The organism is Paenibacillus cucumis (ex Kampfer et al. 2016), from assembly GCF_019748695.1.
Classification (GTDB): domain Bacteria; phylum Bacillota; class Bacilli; order Paenibacillales; family Paenibacillaceae; genus Paenibacillus; species Paenibacillus polysaccharolyticus.
On sequence record NZ_JACLIC010000005.1, the window covers coordinates 66,526 to 85,481 of the forward strand.

General features: G+C 47.7%; 15 protein-coding genes and 1 pseudogene. 5 read left to right on the forward strand and 11 right to left on the reverse strand.

What is annotated here, in order from left to right; all coding sequences use genetic code 11:
* Positions 1-27: 27 nt before the first annotated feature.
* The 3 genes from H7T88_RS02560 to H7T88_RS02570 form a co-directional block, all read right to left on the reverse strand.
* Positions 28-867, reverse strand: coding sequence for a carbohydrate ABC transporter permease (locus tag H7T88_RS02560; protein WP_090921587.1), 840 nt, complete (start codon positions 865-867; stop codon positions 28-30).
* Positions 864-1,751, reverse strand: coding sequence for a carbohydrate ABC transporter permease (locus H7T88_RS02565; RefSeq protein ID WP_221786709.1), 888 nt, complete (start codon positions 1,749-1,751; stop codon positions 864-866). The genes H7T88_RS02560 and H7T88_RS02565 overlap by 4 nt, the downstream gene beginning before the upstream one ends.
* 239 nt (positions 1,752-1,990) lie before the next feature.
* A complete protein-coding gene (locus H7T88_RS02570) occupies positions 1,991-3,301 on the reverse strand; it encodes an ABC transporter substrate-binding protein (RefSeq protein WP_221786711.1) in 1,311 nt (436 codons plus the stop codon).
* 233 nt (positions 3,302-3,534) lie between these two features.
* Between H7T88_RS02570 and H7T88_RS02575 the strand changes: the two genes are divergently transcribed.
* From H7T88_RS02575 to H7T88_RS02585, 3 genes are all read left to right on the forward strand, one after another.
* Complete coding sequence (locus H7T88_RS02575; protein WP_221786765.1) at positions 3,535-4,707, forward strand: AGE family epimerase/isomerase; 1,173 nt, start codon at positions 3,535-3,537, stop codon at positions 4,705-4,707.
* A gap of 2 nt (positions 4,708-4,709) precedes the next feature.
* Positions 4,710-5,888: a glycoside hydrolase family 130 protein gene (locus H7T88_RS02580; RefSeq protein ID WP_221786713.1), complete on the forward strand. Its 1,179-nt coding sequence runs from the start codon at positions 4,710-4,712 to the stop codon at positions 5,886-5,888.
* Positions 5,889-6,097: 209 nt separating this feature from the next.
* Positions 6,098-7,120 carry a LacI family DNA-binding transcriptional regulator gene (locus H7T88_RS02585; protein ID WP_221786715.1) on the forward strand — a complete coding sequence of 341 codons (1,023 nt, stop codon included), beginning with the start codon at positions 6,098-6,100 and terminating at the stop codon, positions 7,118-7,120.
* 182 nt (positions 7,121-7,302) lie between these two features.
* Here the strand turns inward: H7T88_RS02585 and H7T88_RS02590 are convergent, their stop codons facing one another.
* Positions 7,303-8,730 (reverse strand): pectate lyase family protein, encoded by a 1,428-nt coding sequence (locus H7T88_RS02590; protein WP_221786717.1) that lies wholly within the window; start codon positions 8,728-8,730, stop codon positions 7,303-7,305.
* Positions 8,731-9,044: 314 nt separating this feature from the next.
* Positions 9,045-9,560: a DUF2179 domain-containing protein gene (locus tag H7T88_RS02595; RefSeq protein ID WP_090921575.1), complete on the reverse strand. Its 516-nt coding sequence runs from the start codon at positions 9,558-9,560 to the stop codon at positions 9,045-9,047.
* A 446-nt stretch (positions 9,561-10,006) separates the two neighbouring features.
* On the opposite strand from H7T88_RS02595, the pseudogene H7T88_RS28595 reads away from it, so the two are divergent.
* Together H7T88_RS28595 and H7T88_RS29110 are read left to right on the forward strand one after the other, a co-directional pair.
* Positions 10,007-10,255: pseudogene (locus H7T88_RS28595) on the forward strand (Glu/Leu/Phe/Val dehydrogenase dimerization domain-containing protein); the annotation flags it as partial.
* Positions 10,256-10,483: 228 nt separating this feature from the next.
* Positions 10,484-11,452 (forward strand): Glu/Leu/Phe/Val dehydrogenase family protein, encoded by a 969-nt coding sequence (locus H7T88_RS29110; RefSeq protein WP_337250457.1) that lies wholly within the window; start codon positions 10,484-10,486, stop codon positions 11,450-11,452.
* An 894-nt stretch (positions 11,453-12,346) separates the two neighbouring features.
* On the opposite strand, the gene H7T88_RS02605 is transcribed toward H7T88_RS29110, so the two are convergent.
* From H7T88_RS02605 to H7T88_RS02630, 6 genes are all read right to left on the reverse strand, one after another.
* Positions 12,347-14,014 carry a hypothetical protein gene (locus H7T88_RS02605; protein ID WP_221786721.1) on the reverse strand — a complete coding sequence of 556 codons (1,668 nt, stop codon included), beginning with the start codon at positions 14,012-14,014 and terminating at the stop codon, positions 12,347-12,349.
* Between the two features lies 1 nt (position 14,015).
* Complete coding sequence (locus H7T88_RS02610; RefSeq protein WP_154890342.1) at positions 14,016-14,813, reverse strand: ABC transporter ATP-binding protein; 798 nt, start codon at positions 14,811-14,813, stop codon at positions 14,016-14,018.
* A 234-nt stretch (positions 14,814-15,047) separates the two neighbouring features.
* Positions 15,048-15,701 (reverse strand): PepSY domain-containing protein, encoded by a 654-nt coding sequence (locus tag H7T88_RS02615; protein WP_221786723.1) that lies wholly within the window; start codon positions 15,699-15,701, stop codon positions 15,048-15,050.
* Between the two features lie 156 nt (positions 15,702-15,857).
* A complete protein-coding gene (locus tag H7T88_RS02620) occupies positions 15,858-16,694 on the reverse strand; it encodes a PepSY domain-containing protein (protein WP_221786725.1) in 837 nt (278 codons plus the stop codon).
* A 104-nt stretch (positions 16,695-16,798) separates the two neighbouring features.
* Positions 16,799-18,184 carry a sensor histidine kinase gene (locus tag H7T88_RS02625; RefSeq protein WP_221786727.1) on the reverse strand — a complete coding sequence of 462 codons (1,386 nt, stop codon included), beginning with the start codon at positions 18,182-18,184 and terminating at the stop codon, positions 16,799-16,801.
* Positions 18,181-18,933 (reverse strand): response regulator transcription factor, encoded by a 753-nt coding sequence (locus H7T88_RS02630; protein WP_221786729.1) that lies wholly within the window; start codon positions 18,931-18,933, stop codon positions 18,181-18,183. The genes H7T88_RS02625 and H7T88_RS02630 overlap by 4 nt, the downstream gene beginning before the upstream one ends.
* Positions 18,934-18,956 lie beyond the last annotated feature (23 nt).

Consider the following 18,956-nt stretch of genomic DNA (forward strand, 5'->3'; position numbering starts at 1 on the left):
ATGATTTCAAGGAATGGTTTCACGCAATCATTTCACGGAACCTTGCGCAAAACCGTTGTAGATGTATTTCTGAAGCAACAGGAAAATAATCATCGTTGGAATAATGGCAATCATAATCCCGGCACTGATGACCTCCCATTGTGATCCGAAGGGGCCCTTGAACTTGAACAGGGCGGTGGATATTACCTGTAGATCGGTTTTTGGCATGTACAGGAATGGCGTGTAGAAATCGTTGTAAATGTTGACACCTTTGACGATAATGACCGTGACAATCGCCGGTTTCAACAAAGGCAATATAATTCTCCAATAGATCGTGAAGTATGAAGCACCGTCCAGCATAGCCGATTCATCCAGCGCGCTGGAGATCGAACCGAGAAATTGCAGGAAAATGTACACGGCGATAATATCGGTTCCCAGGTACATGACGATAGCTGCCCACCGTGTGTTGAACAGGTCGAGGGCGTTAATAATCTGGAAGGTGGCAACTTGTGTCGTTACGCTCGGAATCAGGGTAGCCAGCAGGAAAGCGGCAACCATAATTTTTTTGCCTTTGAACTTGAAGCGATCCAGAACATAAGCAATCATGGAACCTGTCAACGTTGCACCCACGATGGATATGATTAGAATAATGATTGTATTTTTGAAGCCGACAAGCATGTTGCCATCCACAAATGCCTTGGCATAATTCGCAAAGTTCAGCCAGTTGGCGGGCGGGGCTAGTGGACTGCTATTGGCATACTCGGCATTGGTCTTCAGGGACGCAAACAGGATCACTACGATAGGCAAAAGTGCAATGAACGCCGCCAGAATCAGAGAAACGTATTTGATTATGCTGGCGATGGTATATTTGAATTGGTTCACGTTCATTCCTCTCCTTTCATGCTGACACGCTGCACAAGCGTTACAAGAATTACGATCAGAAGCAGCACGACAGCCATCGCTGATGCGAGTCCCAATTTGCCGTATTTAAATGCCAAGTGAACGGTCTGAATAACAAAGGTCATACTTCCGTTGGAACCGTCGGTCATAATATATGGAATATCGAACGCACTGATGGCGCCGCTTATGGCCAAGATCAGATTAAGTTGCAGAATGCGGGTAATACTCGGCAAAATGATATGGCGGAATTGTTGCCAGCGGTTCGCACCGTCAATATCGGAAGCCTCATACACATCCTTCGGAATCGAAGAAATCGCACCCAGGAAGATGATGAAGTTGAAGCCCATATATCTCCAGACCGATGCACCCGCAAGCGATACGTTAATGATATTCGGGTTACCCAGCCAGAGCTGGGTGTACTGTCCCAGTCCGACAGCCTGCATCAGCGTATCAAGCGTACCGTCCGGTTTGAAGAAAAAGAGGAAGATAAAACCGATAGCCACGCCATTCAGCAAGTAAGGGAAGAACAGAATGCCTTTAAAGAAATTTTTGCCCCGGATTTTGAAGCTGAGGATCGTGGCAAAATAGAGGGCCAGACCCATCTGTACAAAGGTTGCCACAAAATAATACAAACTGACGATAAACACTTTAAAGTATTCCGAATCGCTAAAAATCCGTGTGTAATTATCAAATCCAACATAGTCGAACCTTTTACTGTATCCATTCCAATCGGTAAAGCTGTATTTGAACATGTTAATGACAGGCAAATAAGCAAACGTAAATAACAGTGCCAGCGGAATAATCGAGAAGGCACAGATAATAAATATGCGTTGTGCTGAGTAACTCCAGTTTGAAATTCTCCAGTATTTCATGCTCCCCACACCTCCCAGCGGTTCAGCCGCCTTGGTTCATAACGCTCCGTATCGCTTCGCGGATGTAACCGCAGGGTGGGCCAAGTGAATACACATGTTTAACAAGTCTTCACCACAATCAATTCATTTGATGGTTTAACTCCCGTGCGAACCTGGCCCAAAAATCCGACAACTACCGGCACCCGTATTACATCTGCTTTATCTGCTCACATCTGCTGTATGAACGCTCGTTTTTCCTATTATTTCGTAACCTCTGCGCGGGCTTTTACCCATTTATCATTCAGGTCTTTCATGATGTCATCATACGATTCGCTTCGGTTACCGATAGCTGCTTCAATAATTCGTTTCTTGAAGTCAGGCTGCCAGAGGCCAATCTCGCCTTCGTTATCGATTTTGTCCATCAATCCCTCTTGCCCCTCTTTAGCCGGAGTTAAAGTAGAGAATTTTACATCTTTATACTGATCCAGAATCGGTGGTAGCTCTGCACTCTTGTCCGCACTCATGCCTCCACCTTGCTCAACCGCATAGTTGGATTTTGCCAGAAACCAGTCGATCCATGCTTTTGCCGCAGGTTTGTTCTCGCTGTTCACATTCATGCCGATGTTGTAATCCGCGGACAGCGGTACGATTACATCGCTAGCATTAGTCGGGAAGGGTAAGAAACCAATATTTTCTGGTTTATCTGTCATGCCTTGAATCTGTGTAATCGCCCATGATCCGAGAGCCATCGTTGCAATTTTGCCATTGGCCAGATCTGCCTTGGAGCTTTCCCAGTCTGTTGTTGTCGGATCTTTCTCGATCAGGCCATTCTTGGCTGCATCATAGAGTACTTTGTACAGCTCGTAGTGCGGCTTCCCTGGCACAAAGTTCTCGTCCGTATTCGGTTGATCCACGTTAACATAGTCTACACTTCCTGCAACCGTTGGCAGGTCTGCCTCCCATTGGGTAAGCGCCCAGCCGGATGCATAGTTCGTATAGAGCGGAATTGCCTTGGTGTTGTCTTTTACCTTCTGAAGTGCTGCCTGGAATTGCTCCGGTGTCTTCGGAAGCTCGGTGATGCCTGCGTCTTTGAAGACTTGTTTGTTATAAATGATACCTGAGAACGTAATAACGGTTGGAATTCCGTATACCTTACCATCCACCATACGTTCTTCAATAGCGGTGTATTTGTCTTTCAACTCATCGTACGTGCCAAGCGGCTCGAAAAAGTCCGGGATATCGGCGATCGGAACACTTGTCGGAATCATAAGTACGTCGCCGTAGTCTTTGGTGCTCATCCGAATTTTCACTTGCCCTTCATAATCAGCCAAAGCCTGGAAATTCACTTTCACATCCGGATACTCCTTGTTGAACTCGGCCGCATAGTCCTTAAATACGGTATCAACAATATCAGTGCGTTGTGTCAACACGGTAATTTCGCCCTTGATATCTGCCGGATCTGTGCTGATCTCTTCTCCTGCCTGCGTACCCCCTCCTGTTGAACACGCTGCAAGCAGCGAAGTGATAAGTAGCATCGTGAGCAGCAATACCCAGCCTTTATTTTTCCTCATTTGTTCCGACCCCTTCCTTAATTAAGTTATCGTTAAGGTTACAAATTAGATTCTATTATGGTAACGCTTACCTGTCAATTCAATTATTTATTACTTCACCGGCAAAATAAAATATACAATTCGTTGACAAGGTAATTTCGTAGAACTAATATTATTTTATAAAGTTACCGATAACTTAATTTAATTAAACATGATTTTGCACGGATGAAGGAGCGCTCTGGATGACTCATAAGATGAATCAGCTTCAAACAGAAATTGCGGAGCATTGGAAGACGAAGATTATGCCGTTCTGGTCTAACTTAAAAGATGAAGATCATGGTGGATTCTACGGCTGGGTTGGCAACGATCTGCAGATCAATCATCAGGCACCCAAAGGCGGAATCGCTACAGCACGGCAGCTTTGGTCTTTTTCCGCAGCCTACCGGGTAACCGGTGAGGATATCTGGCGGGAGCACGCTGAACACGCCTATCGTTTTCTCACTGGACACCTGATAGACAGAGAGCACGGAGGGATGTACTGGATGGTCGATGCCACTGGTGAAACGCTGGATACGAGCAAGCATGTGTATACTCAGTCCTTTGGCATATATGCGCTCAGCGAATACTACCGAGCAACAGATGATGCTTCTGCACTAACACTTGCGAAAACGCTTTTTGCGCTGATAGAGAGCAAAGGCTTCAACACAGAAGCGCCTGCTTATAAAGAGCAGTTTGATCGCTTCTGGAATGAACAGCCCAATGAAATGCTGAGTGAAAACGGGGTCATTGCGGATTACACGATGAATACGCATATTCATGTGCTGGAAGCCTATACCACCCTATACAGGGTGTGGCCGGACCCACAAGTAAAAGCATCCCTTGAGCGACTGCTCGGAATTCTGTATGAACGGGTATATGACAAGAACACCAGGTTCCTCGGGGTTTTTTTCAACAAAAAGTGGGAATCCATCATTGATCTGCGCTCGTTCGGACATGACATCGAAGCAAGCTGGCTGATTGACGATGCTCTCAAGGTACTGGGACTTGAACATCACCCGCAATATGCCGCCATGGTCACGGATATCGCCTACAACATCCTGAGCGCGGCCGTACAAGCGGATGGTTCACTTATGAATGAACAGGAAGGCAACCATGTGGATACCACGCGTATCTGGTGGGTGCAAGCGGAAGCGATGGTTGGTTTCTATAACGCCTATCAGCGCACTAGGGATTCTAAATTTCTGGAAACGGTCGAACGGTTGTGGAATTATACGCGAACGCATATCGTGGATTCCCGGCCAGGCGGTGAGTGGTACTGGGCTGTGGACGAAAATGGCACACCTGATCATCATGAAATGGCCGGCCCGTGGAAATGTCCGTATCATAACAGCCGATTTTGCATTGAACTCATGGAGAGGATGGGATAAGCATGATACACCCAAAATACAAATCGTTACTGGAACAGCAGGAGCAGCTTTTGTCACGTCAAAATGAGGTGGATTCTTCCTTCTACAATGGCGTTTACCAGCGTTATCGGTATCCGGTCATTACACGCCATCATGTGCCACTGCACTGGAGATTTGATCTAAACGAAACAACGAATCCGTATTTCATGGAGCGTCTGGGCATTAACGCAACACTCAACCCGGGAGCAATCTATCACAACGGAAAATACATTATGGTCGTACGCACGGAAGGACTGGATCGGAAATCGATCTTTGCCCTTGCAGAGAGCGACAACGGCGTAGACGGATTCCGCTTCACCCGCAAACCGCTTGTCTGGGACGATATCGATGCAGCGGAAACCAATCAATATGACATGCGTCTGGTTCAGCATGAAGACGGCTGGATCTACGGCATCTATTGCTCGGAACGCAAAGACCCGGATGCGCCTGCCTTCGACACCTCCAGCGCTGTTGCACAGGCGGGTCTGGTTCGCACACGTGACCTGACCCGTTGGGAACGCCTTCCGAATATTACGACGAACTCCCCGCAGCAACGGAATGTGGTGCTGCATCCCGAGTTTGTCGATGGTAAATATGCTTTCTACACACGTCCGCAGGATGGATTTATCTCCACAGGCAGCGGTGGCGGTATTGCCTTCGGTCTGTGCGAGGATATCCTGAATCCGGTTATTCACGAAGAGATCATTATAGATGAACGGAAATACCATACGGTGTATGAGGTAAAAAATGGCCAAGGCCCTGCCCCGATCAAAACAGACCGTGGCTGGATTCATATTGCCCACGGCGTACGGAACACCGCAGCAGGTCTTAGGTACGTACTGTACACCTTCGCCACCGATCTGCATGATCCGGCACGCATCATCGCCAAGCCGGGCGGGCACTTCATTGCCCCTTACGATGACGAGCGCGTAGGCGATGTATCCAATGTTATTTTTTGCAACGGTGCCGTGGTTAATGAAAAGGGTGAAGTCTTTATCTACTATGCATCCAGTGATACACGCTGTCATGTAGCTACAACAACACTGGATCAACTGGTGGATTACACGTTTAATACTCCTGCTGACCCTTATCGTTCCCTGGACTGTTCCAGCCAGCGTGGAAACCTGATTGAGCAGAACGAACGTTTATTGCAAAATCAATGAAACTAACATCGCTCAATCAACCTTGTCCAACCTTCCGGGACTTGCGAAAAATAGTGATGTGAGACCCGGAATGGCTTTATTCCAGGTTGGTAACGATGTATACTAATATGGATTGTTGTTATGTTGGAAGAACGCGCTCATCATAATGACAGCACATTGTACCTAAACCGGCTTGAAGGAGGCGACCAAAGCTGAAGAACAATATCACCATGCGGGATATCGCCGACAGGCTCGGGGTCAGCAGTGTGACCGTCTCGAAAGCGTTGAATGACAAAGAAGGCGTCAGTGGCGAATTAAAGGAAAAGATTAAACAACTTGCCGTCCAGATGGGTTATCGGTATAACGCCACAGCCCGTTCAATGAAGGAAGGCTTAACTCATAATGTTGGTGTAATTATCCCGGAGCGGTTTACCGGTCCTACGCAATCGTTCTATGTACGCGTGTTCCAACGCATTACCAAACATCTGGAGGAACAGGGATATTACGGTATTCTTCATATTTTGAACAGTGAGGATGAAGAGGAGCTATCCCTGCCCAAACTGTACAGTGACAGCAAGGTTGACGGCTTCATTGTGCTGGGTCAGGTCAGCAAGGAGTATATTGAATTGGTGCAGTCGATGGACGTACCTAAGATGTTCCTCGATTTCTACGATGAACATTCCGATATCGATTCTGTTGTGACGGACAACTTCTATGCCGCGTATGAAATGACAAACTATCTGATCCAGCAGGGACACCGCAGTATTGCTTATGTAGGTAATCTGTATTCGACAAGCAGCATTCAGGATCGTTTTCTTGGTTATTACAAATCTTTGCTTGAGCACCGGATGCCCATGAATCCGGATTTGGTGCTTAATGATCGGGATGAACGAGGTACGTTTATCGAGATCGATCTACCAGAACAGCTTCCCACCGCATTTGTCTGCAACTGTGATCAGGTTGCTCATCTGCTCGTGCAGAAGCTGACTTCGCTGGGTATTCAAGTGCCGGCCCAATGCTCTGTCGTTGGGTTCGACAATGATATCTACGCCATGCTGTCTGAACCTAAACTCACCACAGTTGAAGTAGATATCGAACAGATGGCACGGACGGCTGTTCAATCCATGCTCAAAAAGATCGACAACCCAAACCGTAGCTTCGGTCGCGTCCATGTAAAGGGCAATATCATCTATCGTGAATCAGTAAGTGTTGCACCAGAGACTCAGCCTCAAGTGACAACAACGACACATTAATAATGAAGCAGGAGACCACTGAACATAAAGTCTTTAAGCCATGAACAGTAAATTGAAGGCATTTGGAGCTGAGGCAAGTAACATGGACAAGTAACATTAAAAACAAGCGACCCCGCAACAACTGCAGGGGCGCTTGTTTTTTTTACTTATTTTTAATCGTTAGATTGTACGGAGCACTTCACTCAGTAGCTTGTCTTCAGCCAGTTGTCTTTAGACCAAGTTAACTTTCCTGCTCCTGCACCGTTGGAAGCGGTGAGACGTGCATTCAGTGTAGATGGATCATCTGTCTGGTAGCTGTATGGAAGGGAACCAAAACCATTCCACGAGAACGGTTTGATGACAGCCGGAACAGGTGCAAGTGGACTACCTGCTGTGTCACTATTACCACGGAAGGAACTTCCATCCAGAGAGTAAATCGTATCGAGCACACTGATTTTTCCGGTGTATGTGGCGTTGGTCGGGTCTGTCTGATTGTTGCGTACAGGATACTGCACATCCTTGATTACTGATTTTTCAACTAACACTGCGCCGCTTTCGGTGGAGATAGCCCCATTGCTGGTAATACCGAATTTGTAGCCTTTAGATGCAATGGCTGTGGCCATAGCGTTAGTAATGCGCGCTTGAGCTGAACGGGCATCTGAAGCATCCATGATGATGTTATAGGCGTGGGCATTACCGCCACGCAGACGAGGCATGCGATCCTGAATGTCTTTATATAGGTTATGATGCAGAGTAATCGACAGGTTAGCGTTAGCCGACTCTAGACTGGTTGCACCGACGAGATGCCCTTTTTTCTGCGGCCCAGCGATAGCGATGATATCTTCTTTGCTTAAACCGACCGCACTGCTACGCAGATGGTTATACATTGGGTAGGAAGATTTATTGGCTTCCAATTCGTTAATCTGACGGGAAACCCAGCTGTTCGCGCTGCCGTCATCCCCTTTGAAGGTGGACCAGGAGATGGTTACACCGCTGGTTCCTTTTTTCGAATCGACGAGTCCGTCATAGGCTTTGTTAAACGTGCAGTGATCGATCCACACACCGCTACTGTCCTCCAGAGTAATGTAATCCCAATCGTTTTTGTCGTAATCCCCTTTGGTCGATTCATCCCATTCCCACAGCTCATCGAACTCCAGGTTGCGGATGATGACGTTGGAGCTTCGTTTGACGGTAATAGCGGCATGTTTGATTTTGGACCCATTGGCAGAGAAAATGGTGAGGCCGTTGAAGCCGTCCACCGTAATTTTGCTGACTCCCGTCTGCTTCAATACCGGATGTGTCAGTGCATCGTTATGCTTGGCAAAGGGGGACGTCTGAGACGCGCTAGGAATCTCATTCCATCCTAGATCGAGGTCGTTCATAATTTCAACGACTTTGACACCGGAGTTCTTTTTCAGAGCCAGCGCCAGGTCGGTGGCATTATACACTTTTTTATACGTAGACGTGCTCGACTCACTGATGATTCCGCCGCCTGTGTTCCCTTGGGAGAAACCGGTCAGATTGTAATCCGCGTTGCCCGCTGCCTGCACACTCGCAGGTCCGGATAATAAGGTGAACCCTAGCGTAAGGGCCAGAGCCGTGCTACATAAACTTCGTACTGTTTTTTTCATCGAATTGATTCCTCCCGATAGTATGATGATGAATGATGAGTTGTCCTACCTGTCTCTCTGCGGCATGTCATGTCGCAAGTGACATATTCACAATGTAAATGTTGGAAGCGATTACAACAATAATCCTGATTTCACATCCCTTTGAGAACGGCCGACAGGAGGCAAATGGTACCCGAAACAACCTGGCATCGTATCAAGTTAACTTGTATAACGGGGTTTGATGTAGGAATGGGAAATCCGTGAAGAGAATAACACGTGTGCAGATAAATGAAATAAAAAAGGCAGGACCGCATCTAGTGCAGACCTGCCCGATTTTACTTTTTGATGGAACGTGTCCAGAAACCGCCATGGAACTGTTTGGGCTCCACAGTGATGACAAAAGCTTTGGGATCGAGAGCCAGAATGGTCTGGTAGAGCAGTTTCTGGTTTTTGCGTTTCGCCAAAATTTCCATAACCAGCCGATCTCCGTCTCGTCCGCTACCAACCCATGAGGTTACACCATACCCTTTATCGCGCAAAGCATTTGCAAGCCCTCCGTCCATCTGGTTGCAGATCACTTTCACGGTAACGTAACCAAGCGCAATTTTTTCCTCAATCCATGCTCCGAGCAGTACTCCAAGCCCGTATCCCACTGCGTATACAATCAGCGCAGACGGCTGGGTCAAATAGCTAAGTACCAGATTCAAGCCCAGTACATAGATTACAATCTCACCCATACTGATCAGGGCAGCGATGTATTTCTGTCCTTTGAGCGTTAAGATCATGCGAAGGGTGTAGGCCGATACATATACAATCTGAATCAAAAAGATAAATAACAAAATTTTAAGCAATGACGATCCCTCTTTCCTAGACCTTTTCAATGAATCAGGGCCTTTGTTACGTGTTGCATGGCGAACATTTCCACCTTATTGGAGATGCTTTTAACAACCCAGGCTCATGTATTCCATCATATTCCTCTATCTCCATCATTGGACGTTATGCCCTCTTCCTAAACGGTTTGATGTAAATTTTCAGGCATCTGTCCAGTCTGACGATCCCGGAACTGCCATTATAAAACCGTTTGTGTCGATGTTCAACCCGGCGATAGTCCCAGGGGCGTAATAACCGTAGCGCGAATATGATGTATAAATCACACTGGATTTAGGGTGATCCCTTATCTTTCGAGCCAAGCAAGAGAAATATTCGAGCCAAAATACAGACGGGATGCAGGTTCTATAAGGAAATCCGTTGCCTTTGGTGAGTACGGGACGAATGAACTTCAAAGGAGGAGTGTTCCATGGAAATATGGCGGGAAATGGAGCAGGAAGGTATGGAAAAGCTTGTTTTTTGCCACGATTCCTCCAGCGGACTTCAAGCAATCATTGCCATTCATAACACAACTCTTGGTCCAGCTCTGGGTGGATGCCGCTACTGGGCCTATACATCCAAAGAAGAAGCAATTCGGGATGCGATAAAGCTAGCCAAGGGCATGACCTACAAAAATGCCATGGCAGGTTTGCCCTATGGCGGAGGTAAGGCTGTTGTCTGGGATGTGACCGGTGCTTCGGAGCAGATGACGACAGGGGAACGGGTCGGTGGGGGCGTGGTGGACTCATTGCAGAGCGATATTTTCGATAGCTTGCTGATAGACTCGAATATAAGCGATATGCTTGGTGGGACGCTGATCGAATCAATTAAGGGAGACACATTGGGTAAAGGGCTAGAGAACTCATCGAAAGATAATGTGCTGGGCAAGATTCTGGAAAATTCAGGGATGGACGAAGCGGGCAAAGCGAACAACGGAATCATAGCGGAGAATTCGAAAGACGAAACACAAACACAAGACAAAGTGTGGATGGACACACCGAAAGATGGCTCTTTTAGCGGGACGCAGGCAGAATCGTCAGTAGATGGTACGTTTGGCGAAGGTCTGGCAGATCCAGCGAAGAATAAAGAAATTCGCGCATCGCAGTTTCGGGCTCTCGGGCGGTTTCTGGAGCGATTACAAGGTCGCTTCGTGACAGGTCTGGATCTGGGCACAACGGCTGCAGACATGGACCAGATCCGGGTAGAGACGGCATATGTGACGGATACCACGGGTTCCCTTGGTGCACAGGATGACTTCACTGCCGACATGACCGCCTACGGCGTGTACATCGGCATTGTAACCTCTCTGCGCCACCAGGGCGTAGCCGATCTGCAGGGCATTCCCGTTGCCGTCCAGGGACTGGGCAAGGTCGGGTATGCCCTGTGCCGTTACCTGCATGCAGCCGGGGCACGGCTGATCGTGGCAGACGTTGTACCGGAACGGGTACAACGTGCCCTTGTGCAGTTCAGCGGCGCCATTTCGGCCGATCCGGCCCGTATTCACGCCGCTGACTGCAAGGTGTTCGCCCCCTGTGCCCTAGGGGGCGTGATCACCCCGGCGACCGTGGAGGAGCTTCGCTGCTCCATTGTCGCCGGGGCGGCCAACAACCAGCTGAGTGAACGACAGCTGGTTGCTGGCCGCATGCAGGCGCGCGGCATTCTGTACGCGCCTGACTACGTGCTGAGCGCAGGCGGCATTATCAGCACCGCCTGCGAACTGCAGGGAGCTGGGCCTGACCTGATCCGCCAGAAAGTGGCGGGGATAGCAGGCACGCTCAGCAAGGTATTCGCCGAGGCTGCGCGATCTGTAATCTCCACAGCAGATGCAGCCGATCGTCTGGCCGAGGCCATTCTCGAATCAGGCCAGAACGACTAGGCCTATTAAGTCACACTTCAATATCTCTGTCTTTCATGTATGAGGAAAGTACTGTTTAAGCATTTTTATTCGTAGCCTCGCAGAGCTCTTTATTCTAAACAGTTCCCCACCTGCTTACACTTTCACTTACATCTACACCTGCACTTGCATCTGTATCTGTATCTGCATTTACACTAACTTCTGCACCACTGTTGTCACCACACACTAACGATCACAGGAGACGTTATTTGGCCCATTTTGCATGCTGTACCAGGCTAACGATCACCAGACACGCTATTTTGCAAAAGTCAGCTCACTTTCGGCCTAAAACACCCTCTTTTGCAGAAATAAGCTTCCTGGTGATCATTAGAATTCATGAGGGCCACTTTTCACCCAAATAAGCTCATCTGAGATCGTTAGAATCACAACACACTTTTTACTCTACCGCACCTAGAGTTACTTGTTGAGTTACTTATCCATCTACTGCACCTAGGATTATTTGTTTGAGTTACTTATCCCCTCTACTACTCGTCAGGTTGCTTGTTTGAGTCACCACTGCACATTGGCCTAATTGTATGATTTACTTATCCGATTTACTGTGTATTGGGTTACTTACTGTACCCGTTTCACTCGGTTCACCTACTTCTTTTACGCTTTTTACTCCGTTTTCTTTATTCACTTTGTTTCCTTTGTTCGCTTCATTTCTTCATTCAGTTCAATTACTTTGTTTGCATACTTACTTCATTTCCTTCATTTATTTCATTTTAAGGTAGTTGCAAGCCGCTCACGGGGCGAAAATAAATACTCACTTCCATCAATCATGCTTAGACCCACTTCTTAAAATTACACGGCTTAAGCCAGCGACCAGTTCAATCAGGCTAACAACTCTGAAAAGATACCTCGATAGACTTCAGCTTAAATGACCACAGCCGACTTGACCGCTGGTTTCTTCACACGATACAGCAGCGTCCACAACAACACATTCGCCACAATCAAGATCACACCGTACATCCAGACACCTCCGGAGAAAGAACGGAAAAAGACATGAGCACCCCACAGTAAAGCGAACACAGGCAAAGCAGCGAAAATATACCAGCCGTCACTTTGCTGTGCCACACTGAACGATTGGGAGAACGGTGGCTTTTGCAGCATAAACTTGCCGGATACCGGGATCAGCGCTGTAGCTGTGAGCAGAATAATCGCAATGTCCGGCAAAATCCGAAGTCCAAATGTCCATGTGAACATGGCCGCATTCAACAGAAATACCGGTATAAATATGTTGCTTAGAAATGCCTTCAGGGCGCCTCGATATAATATATTTTCATCAGACATCGGCGCGGCGCGAAAGATCCAGGATGCCTTGTACTGACCCGAATACCGTAGCATAATGACTACCGTTACCAACAGGATCAGCATAATATACAAGGTGTACACAAAGGAACTTTGCCTGAATTCTGCCCAGGTCGATGATTGTAAAGCTGTATACCAGAAAATATAAGGCATAACTAACGATAAACCTAAAGATGGGTAAACTTTCAACTTGAACTCCCGTTCATCGCGCATCATGCTGGCCGACAGACGAAAGCAGGCTTGTTCTTCGGTAGAGCGACTGAACAGCTTGGCAACCATACGATCCCACTTTCCCCGGCGGCGACTCGATGTCTGGCCGGAATGAGCCATTTTTTCTAAATACAGCTCGAAGGATGGCATAAGCTTCACATATACGATCAGGCATATCACCGGAACAACAACAGCCAGCGCTGTTAACGTATAGATCCACCCCCCGCCATTTCCTGCGAATAACCAATCGTATGCAGCAGCATACCATAGCGGAGGTAACAGCAGTTGCCACCATTCCGGCGTAAAAGCTACTTTAAAATCAATAATATCGAAGGAACGAATGACAAACTGATATCCAATCGCAATCCCCACGGAAAGCAAAATCTGCACCATATTAATCATGTCTTTCAGCTTCTCCCCATCCAGAAACCTCATCATGAACAGATAGATGAGAGATGTGCTCACCAGAATCAGGATGCTGATCAGAATAATCTGTAACAGAAAGAGTAGAAAGAAACCAATCCCGTGCGTAACAAGCCCGGCGATCAGCGGCGCAGCCGTCACTGAACCTGTCAGCAGCACCAGATAGACTCCGGCATGAATGGCTCTCGCCATACCCACCGTTCGCGCATTAACGGGTTTGGTCAAAATAATATTTCTATCACGGATGTCGAGAAGCACGGATGAAAAATCCGAAATCATCGACGTCATAATCATAAACATCAGCACGCCAAACAGAATGCCCATCTGAAGCATGAATTGTCCTGTATCCCAGACGACAAAGGGAACCATGATTGCTCCCATCAAGGCATACAGCCAGAGAGAGCGAACATACTGGTTACCTTCTTTGTTCTCCTTGCTCTTTGACCTTCCAGCCATAATCGTAGGCACTCTGCGCTGATCCATCTGGAACTTCACCCGTAAAATAAGGCGTAGCACATCATAATCAGCACCCGTCTTGGTAATGATTGGCCGAAAACGATCCAGAACTTGGAGCGTACGAAAATCAGAGGGTTTCGCCATATTAGTTCACCTCCTGCACAATCGACACAAAGCGCTCAGCGATCGCCTTATGTTCATTAAAGCCTGTCAATTGATTAAACACTTCCTCCAGTGACCCTTCCATCGATTGTTGCTGGAGTTGCTTGAACGTGCCATCTGCCACGACACGGCCCTCGGCTATCAATACAATCCGGCTACTGATCTTCTCCACCACATCCATAATGTGTGACGAATAGAAGATCGTTGTACCTTTTGCGGACAGCTGTGACAAAATCTCTTTCACCACCATTACACTGTTGGCGTCCAGCCCGCTCAGCGGTTCATCCAGAAACAGCAGATCAGGATCATGTAGCAGAGCCGAGATTAACAGCACTTTCTGACGCATCCCTTTGGAGAAAGAGGCAATGCGGGAATGATATGATTTTTCCAGTCCAAAACAATCCATCAGCAGCTTTGCTTTATAATCTGCATCTTCATAAGACAAGCCATATAACTCTCCCGTAAACGTTAAATACTCGGCCGGAGTTAACTGTTCATACAGTTCTGCCACTTCCGGCACATACCCGATTCTACGCTTATATTCCACATCGCCGCCAGCGATATCCTGTCCAAAAATACGAACGTTTCCCACATAACCTTCCACTAATCCAAGCAAAATTTTGACCGTTGTACTCTTGCCAGCTCCATTGGGCCCGATGTATCCGATCATCTCCCCACGATTCACTTCCAGATCGATGCCGTTTAATACATAACGCCCGTTATACCGCATACGTAAGCCTTCAATTGACAGTACTTGTTCTCTAGTCGTTTCCGATCTCATTTGTTCACCAGCCACTTCGTTATCCAGCTCCTCGTCTATACTTTTTCTACAATTCTACTAGTTTACCACAGTTTGGATTAGGGGATCTATGAACTCTATATAGTACGACAAAAAAGACGCTTCATTCGAAGCGTCTTTCTGCTGATACGATCGGTCTAAGCTGTATATACCGCAAACAGTGATCAGAGTCGAAAATCAATTCCATCCATTCCATACTTCGCTGCAATTTATCAATTAATCCTCGTCATCAAAATCCTGATCAAACGACAACACCTTACCTGTGTTCGCATCAATATCAACGTCTGCCTCACCTTGAGCGGTTCTCAGCTCAATCTCATAGACATAACGACCATTATCACGGTCCAGTTCAACCTTGGTTACTTTTCCACCAGTCACTTGTTTCAGTGCAATGTTGGAAGCTTGTGCAACCGTCAATTTAACCTGATTGGAGGCAGATGCACTCGAAGAGTTACCTGTTCCATTATCCCGATAATCATCATCGTCATCGTAGTCATCATCATTAACAACGGCCAAAACCTTACCTGTATAGGCGTCGAGCCTAACAGTCACATCCGGTTTACCTTTTCGGTCGATCTCGACTTCATAGAACGTTTGACCGTTTCTACGCTCCAGATCCACATCATCCACTTTACCTTCCACTGCTTTCAGTGCTATGGATTTAGCTTGGGATACAGTCAGCAGTTTACCTGTGTTGTTCTGGTTCGCACTCGTGGATTGTGTCACTGAGGCTGGTGCGGATTGTGTAGTTTCAGATTGTATTTGTGGCGCCGGTTGCCCGTTCATATTACCGCTAGCTGCAACAGCCGATCCACCAAGCAGCACCGCTGCGGACAAGCTGCCAATCCAAAGTTTATGTTTGTTCATCATCATCATTCATCTCCTCGTTGTTGTTCTCGTTCTCGTCTACATATTTAGAATAACCTGGACGAATGAGAGATTAGAGAGAGAAAGATTAGAATTTGATGAGAAAATGAGGAGAGTATTCTTACCCCTTTTCAGAAAATAACATAATAGAAACAACTCTTAATCATCGTCCTTATCCCAGGTTACCGAACGTATGGCACCCGAGATCGCATTCACCTGTACAGTCGCCTCCCGGCCGTCTTCCAGGTCGATCTCAACCAGGTAATACGGATTGCCACTGTTCGTACCACGTAGCTCCACATCATCCACTTCGCCAGGAACTCTCGCAAGTGCCTTCTGCTCCGCCTGCTTCTCACTTAGAAACTGTGGCTCTTTATCCGTCCCTCCCGTTGCCGATGGTGGAGGTGACTTGATCGCTTTGGAGGAAATAATCTCGCCCGTATATGGATCAAGCGTCAGTTCTTGGCGGCTGTTATCCTTGGCTTTTACCACTGCGGTGTACACAGGACTGCCTTTCTGTTCAACCAGTTCCAGCGATATAAGTTGCTCCCCTGCTCTTTTTTTCAGCAACTCCGACTTCATCTGCTCACGGCTCCACAGCGTCTTCTCTTCAGCCTGTGGACTCGACTCCAGACGTTTGATGGATTGAACAGCCGCCGTTACTGCATCGACCTGCACATCGTATAAACCGGTCTCCGAACGAAGCTGCATCAAATACGTACCGTCCTTCAGGGTAGAATGAATGATCTCCCCTGGATATTGATCCAGCACAGATTGCGCGACTGCATCAGCAGATAACTGCTCTCGAGCAGGTTCCCACGGTTTCCACCACACCAGAGCTACAACAAGTACGACAACCAATGTTCCGGTCCCCAACCACAGTAACTTTCGTGGCCCTTTACCAGTATGACTTCTTTTGGTATTTATATCTCCATGCCTAAGCTCATGTTTGTTATCACTTCGTTTCATTTCAGGCCTCTGTTCCTGTTCTGTCATACGCACTTCCCCCTCACATTCTTCCACAACTGATCTGAGTATTCTCGTTGAAACGTTATAACTAGCCTTGTATGTCATCAGTATAGAAGAGAAGAATGAGAATTTCATGAGAGTGAGTTGCCTCGGCTGTCCGATTTGGATCGTGGTAAAATAATACATGCCTCCGTGCCAACACCTTCGGTACTCGTTAGCTCAATCTGTGCTCCGACAGCGCCTGCCAACTCCTTGGCAAGCGACAGTCCGAGACCAGACCCGCTGGCACTTCCGCTTCTAGTTCTAGAGACATCAACCTGGTAGAAACGGTCAAACACTTTCTCCAGATCCTCCTGCCGCATACCTATACCTGTATCCACAATCCGTATCCGGCACTGTTCTCCCTGGCTATCCAGTTTGACTTCGATGGCATCTTCACTATATTTCCGGGCATTATCCAGCAAAATAAACAGTAGCTGCTTCAGCTTGCTCTCATCGCTGATCGCCCAGATTGAGCCTGAAGCGTCATACCGCACTTCTCGGTGATAAGCTTCGCGGAATGCACGCGTAGACTCCGTAGCCAACTTCGAAATATCTATACGCTCCAGCTGTACATTCCATTGCTCCGGCTGCTTGGCCAAGAGCAACAGCTGCTCGGTCAACTCACGCATGCGTACCGATTCAGACAGAATCGCTTCCACAGCTTCATCAAAGACTTCAGGCCGCTCCTTCCCCCGGCGCTGGAGCAGACTGGCGTAACTCTCAATGATCGTCAGCGGTGTTTTTAGCTCATGTGATGCATCCGAGACAAAACGTTCCTGCCGTTCAAAGTTTGATTCCAGCAGGTCCATCATGCGATTAAACGTCTGTCCCATCGTGTTCAGTTCGTCCTTTGATTTTGCCTCCAGCGGAAGTCGCTTGAACTGCCCACTCGCTTGAATATCACTCATTGTACGAGTCATTTGCTGGATCGGTCTTGTCATGCGATTCGCCAAAATTCGGCTGGAGATCACGGCAGGAATCAGGGCAACAATAGTTACGATGACTAGTACTGTACGCAGGGTAGCAAGTCCACTCTCTGTTTCAGCTACACTCTGAGTTACCTGCAGATTTACCACTTCGCCGTCCGGCCAGATTAATGGCATGGATACCCACACATATCCGACCTGATCCACCTGGGTATACTCTGCCTTTTTCTCATTCTCATACTGGTAAGATAACTTGCTGAGTTGTTCGGATGCTCCCGTTGTGGTTACTGGTGAACTGCTGCCGTCTTCATGTACAATGCGTAGCATGCCGTTCACGGGTGCATAAGCCCGAAGAAGATCGTCTGGCGGGATCGAGCCAGCGGACTGACGTACTCCTGCGACGATCGATTCGGCTTCTGCTTCGACTCGGCGAATCTCATTATTAATGGATACTCGCTCAAATACAAGGTAGACAGACAGATTCACTGCAATTAACAGCACGGCAAATAGAACCGACGAGTAGCCGTAGATTTTACTGCGCAGGCTCATGTTTGCTCCTTCAGGACGTATCCTACGCCCCTTACGGTATGTATTAGAGGTGGCGTGAATCCGTTATCCACCTTCTTGCGCACATAACGGATATACACGTCCACCACATTGGTATCGCCATAATAATCGTATCCCCACACGGATTGTACGATCTGATCCCGACTGAGCACCTGACGCTGGTTGCGTAGCAAATACACCAGTAGATCAAACTCACGAGGGGTAAGCTCTATGGCTTGTCCATCTCGAAAAACCTCACGCGTCCCTTCATGCAGTTTTAAATCAGCTGCAGTTAACCACGCTGTGTCTGTTTCCTGTTGCTGACCTACTGACTCATGCACCGTTTCCTGCCCTGGGGTATACTTCAATGTTCTGGCAGTAGAAACTGCAGCAAGTCGTAGCGCTGCACGAATTCGGGCCAGCAACTCTTCAATCTGAAAAGGCTTCGTGATATAGTCGTTGGCACCAAGATCCAGACCGGACACTTTATCCTCCACTGAATCTTTCGCTGTCAGCATAAGAATTGGGATAGCTGTATCTCTCGCTCGAATCCGCCGCAAAACCTCAATACCACTTAGGCCTGGCAGCATGATGTCCAATAGAATCAGATCCCATTGTCCTTCACTGTACTTTTCCAGCCCTTCCGTCCCACTTCCTGCCTTCGTGACCTGATACCCCTCGTACTGCAATTCCAGTTCGAGCAGTCGTGCAATTTTGGGCTCATCTTCAATGACCAGCACAGCTTCATTCATGCTGATTCCCCCTCACCTCATTC

Coding starts and splice junctions, on each gene's coding strand:
- H7T88_RS02560 (WP_090921587.1), bottom strand. CDS start 867: ATGAACGTGAACCAATTCAAATATACCATCGCCAGCATAATCAAATAC.
- H7T88_RS02565 (WP_221786709.1), bottom strand. CDS start 1,751: ATGAAATACTGGAGAATTTCAAACTGGAGTTACTCAGCACAACGCATA.
- H7T88_RS02570 (WP_221786711.1), bottom strand. CDS start 3,301: ATGAGGAAAAATAAAGGCTGGGTATTGCTGCTCACGATGCTACTTATC.
- H7T88_RS02575 (WP_221786765.1), top strand. CDS start 3,535: ATGAATCAGCTTCAAACAGAAATTGCGGAGCATTGGAAGACGAAGATT.
- H7T88_RS02580 (WP_221786713.1), top strand. CDS start 4,710: ATGATACACCCAAAATACAAATCGTTACTGGAACAGCAGGAGCAGCTT.
- H7T88_RS02585 (WP_221786715.1), top strand. CDS start 6,098: ATGCGGGATATCGCCGACAGGCTCGGGGTCAGCAGTGTGACCGTCTCG.
- H7T88_RS02590 (WP_221786717.1), bottom strand. CDS start 8,730: ATGAAAAAAACAGTACGAAGTTTATGTAGCACGGCTCTGGCCCTTACG.
- H7T88_RS29110 (WP_337250457.1), top strand. CDS start 10,484: ATGGACGAAGCGGGCAAAGCGAACAACGGAATCATAGCGGAGAATTCG.
- H7T88_RS02605 (WP_221786721.1), bottom strand. CDS start 14,014: ATGGCGAAACCCTCTGATTTTCGTACGCTCCAAGTTCTGGATCGTTTT.
- H7T88_RS02610 (WP_154890342.1), bottom strand. CDS start 14,813: ATGAGATCGGAAACGACTAGAGAACAAGTACTGTCAATTGAAGGCTTA.
- H7T88_RS02615 (WP_221786723.1), bottom strand. CDS start 15,701: ATGATGAACAAACATAAACTTTGGATTGGCAGCTTGTCCGCAGCGGTG.
- H7T88_RS02620 (WP_221786725.1), bottom strand. CDS start 16,694: ATGACAGAACAGGAACAGAGGCCTGAAATGAAACGAAGTGATAACAAA.
- H7T88_RS02625 (WP_221786727.1), bottom strand. CDS start 18,184: ATGAGCCTGCGCAGTAAAATCTACGGCTACTCGTCGGTTCTATTTGCC.
- H7T88_RS02630 (WP_221786729.1), bottom strand. CDS start 18,933: ATGAATGAAGCTGTGCTGGTCATTGAAGATGAGCCCAAAATTGCACGA.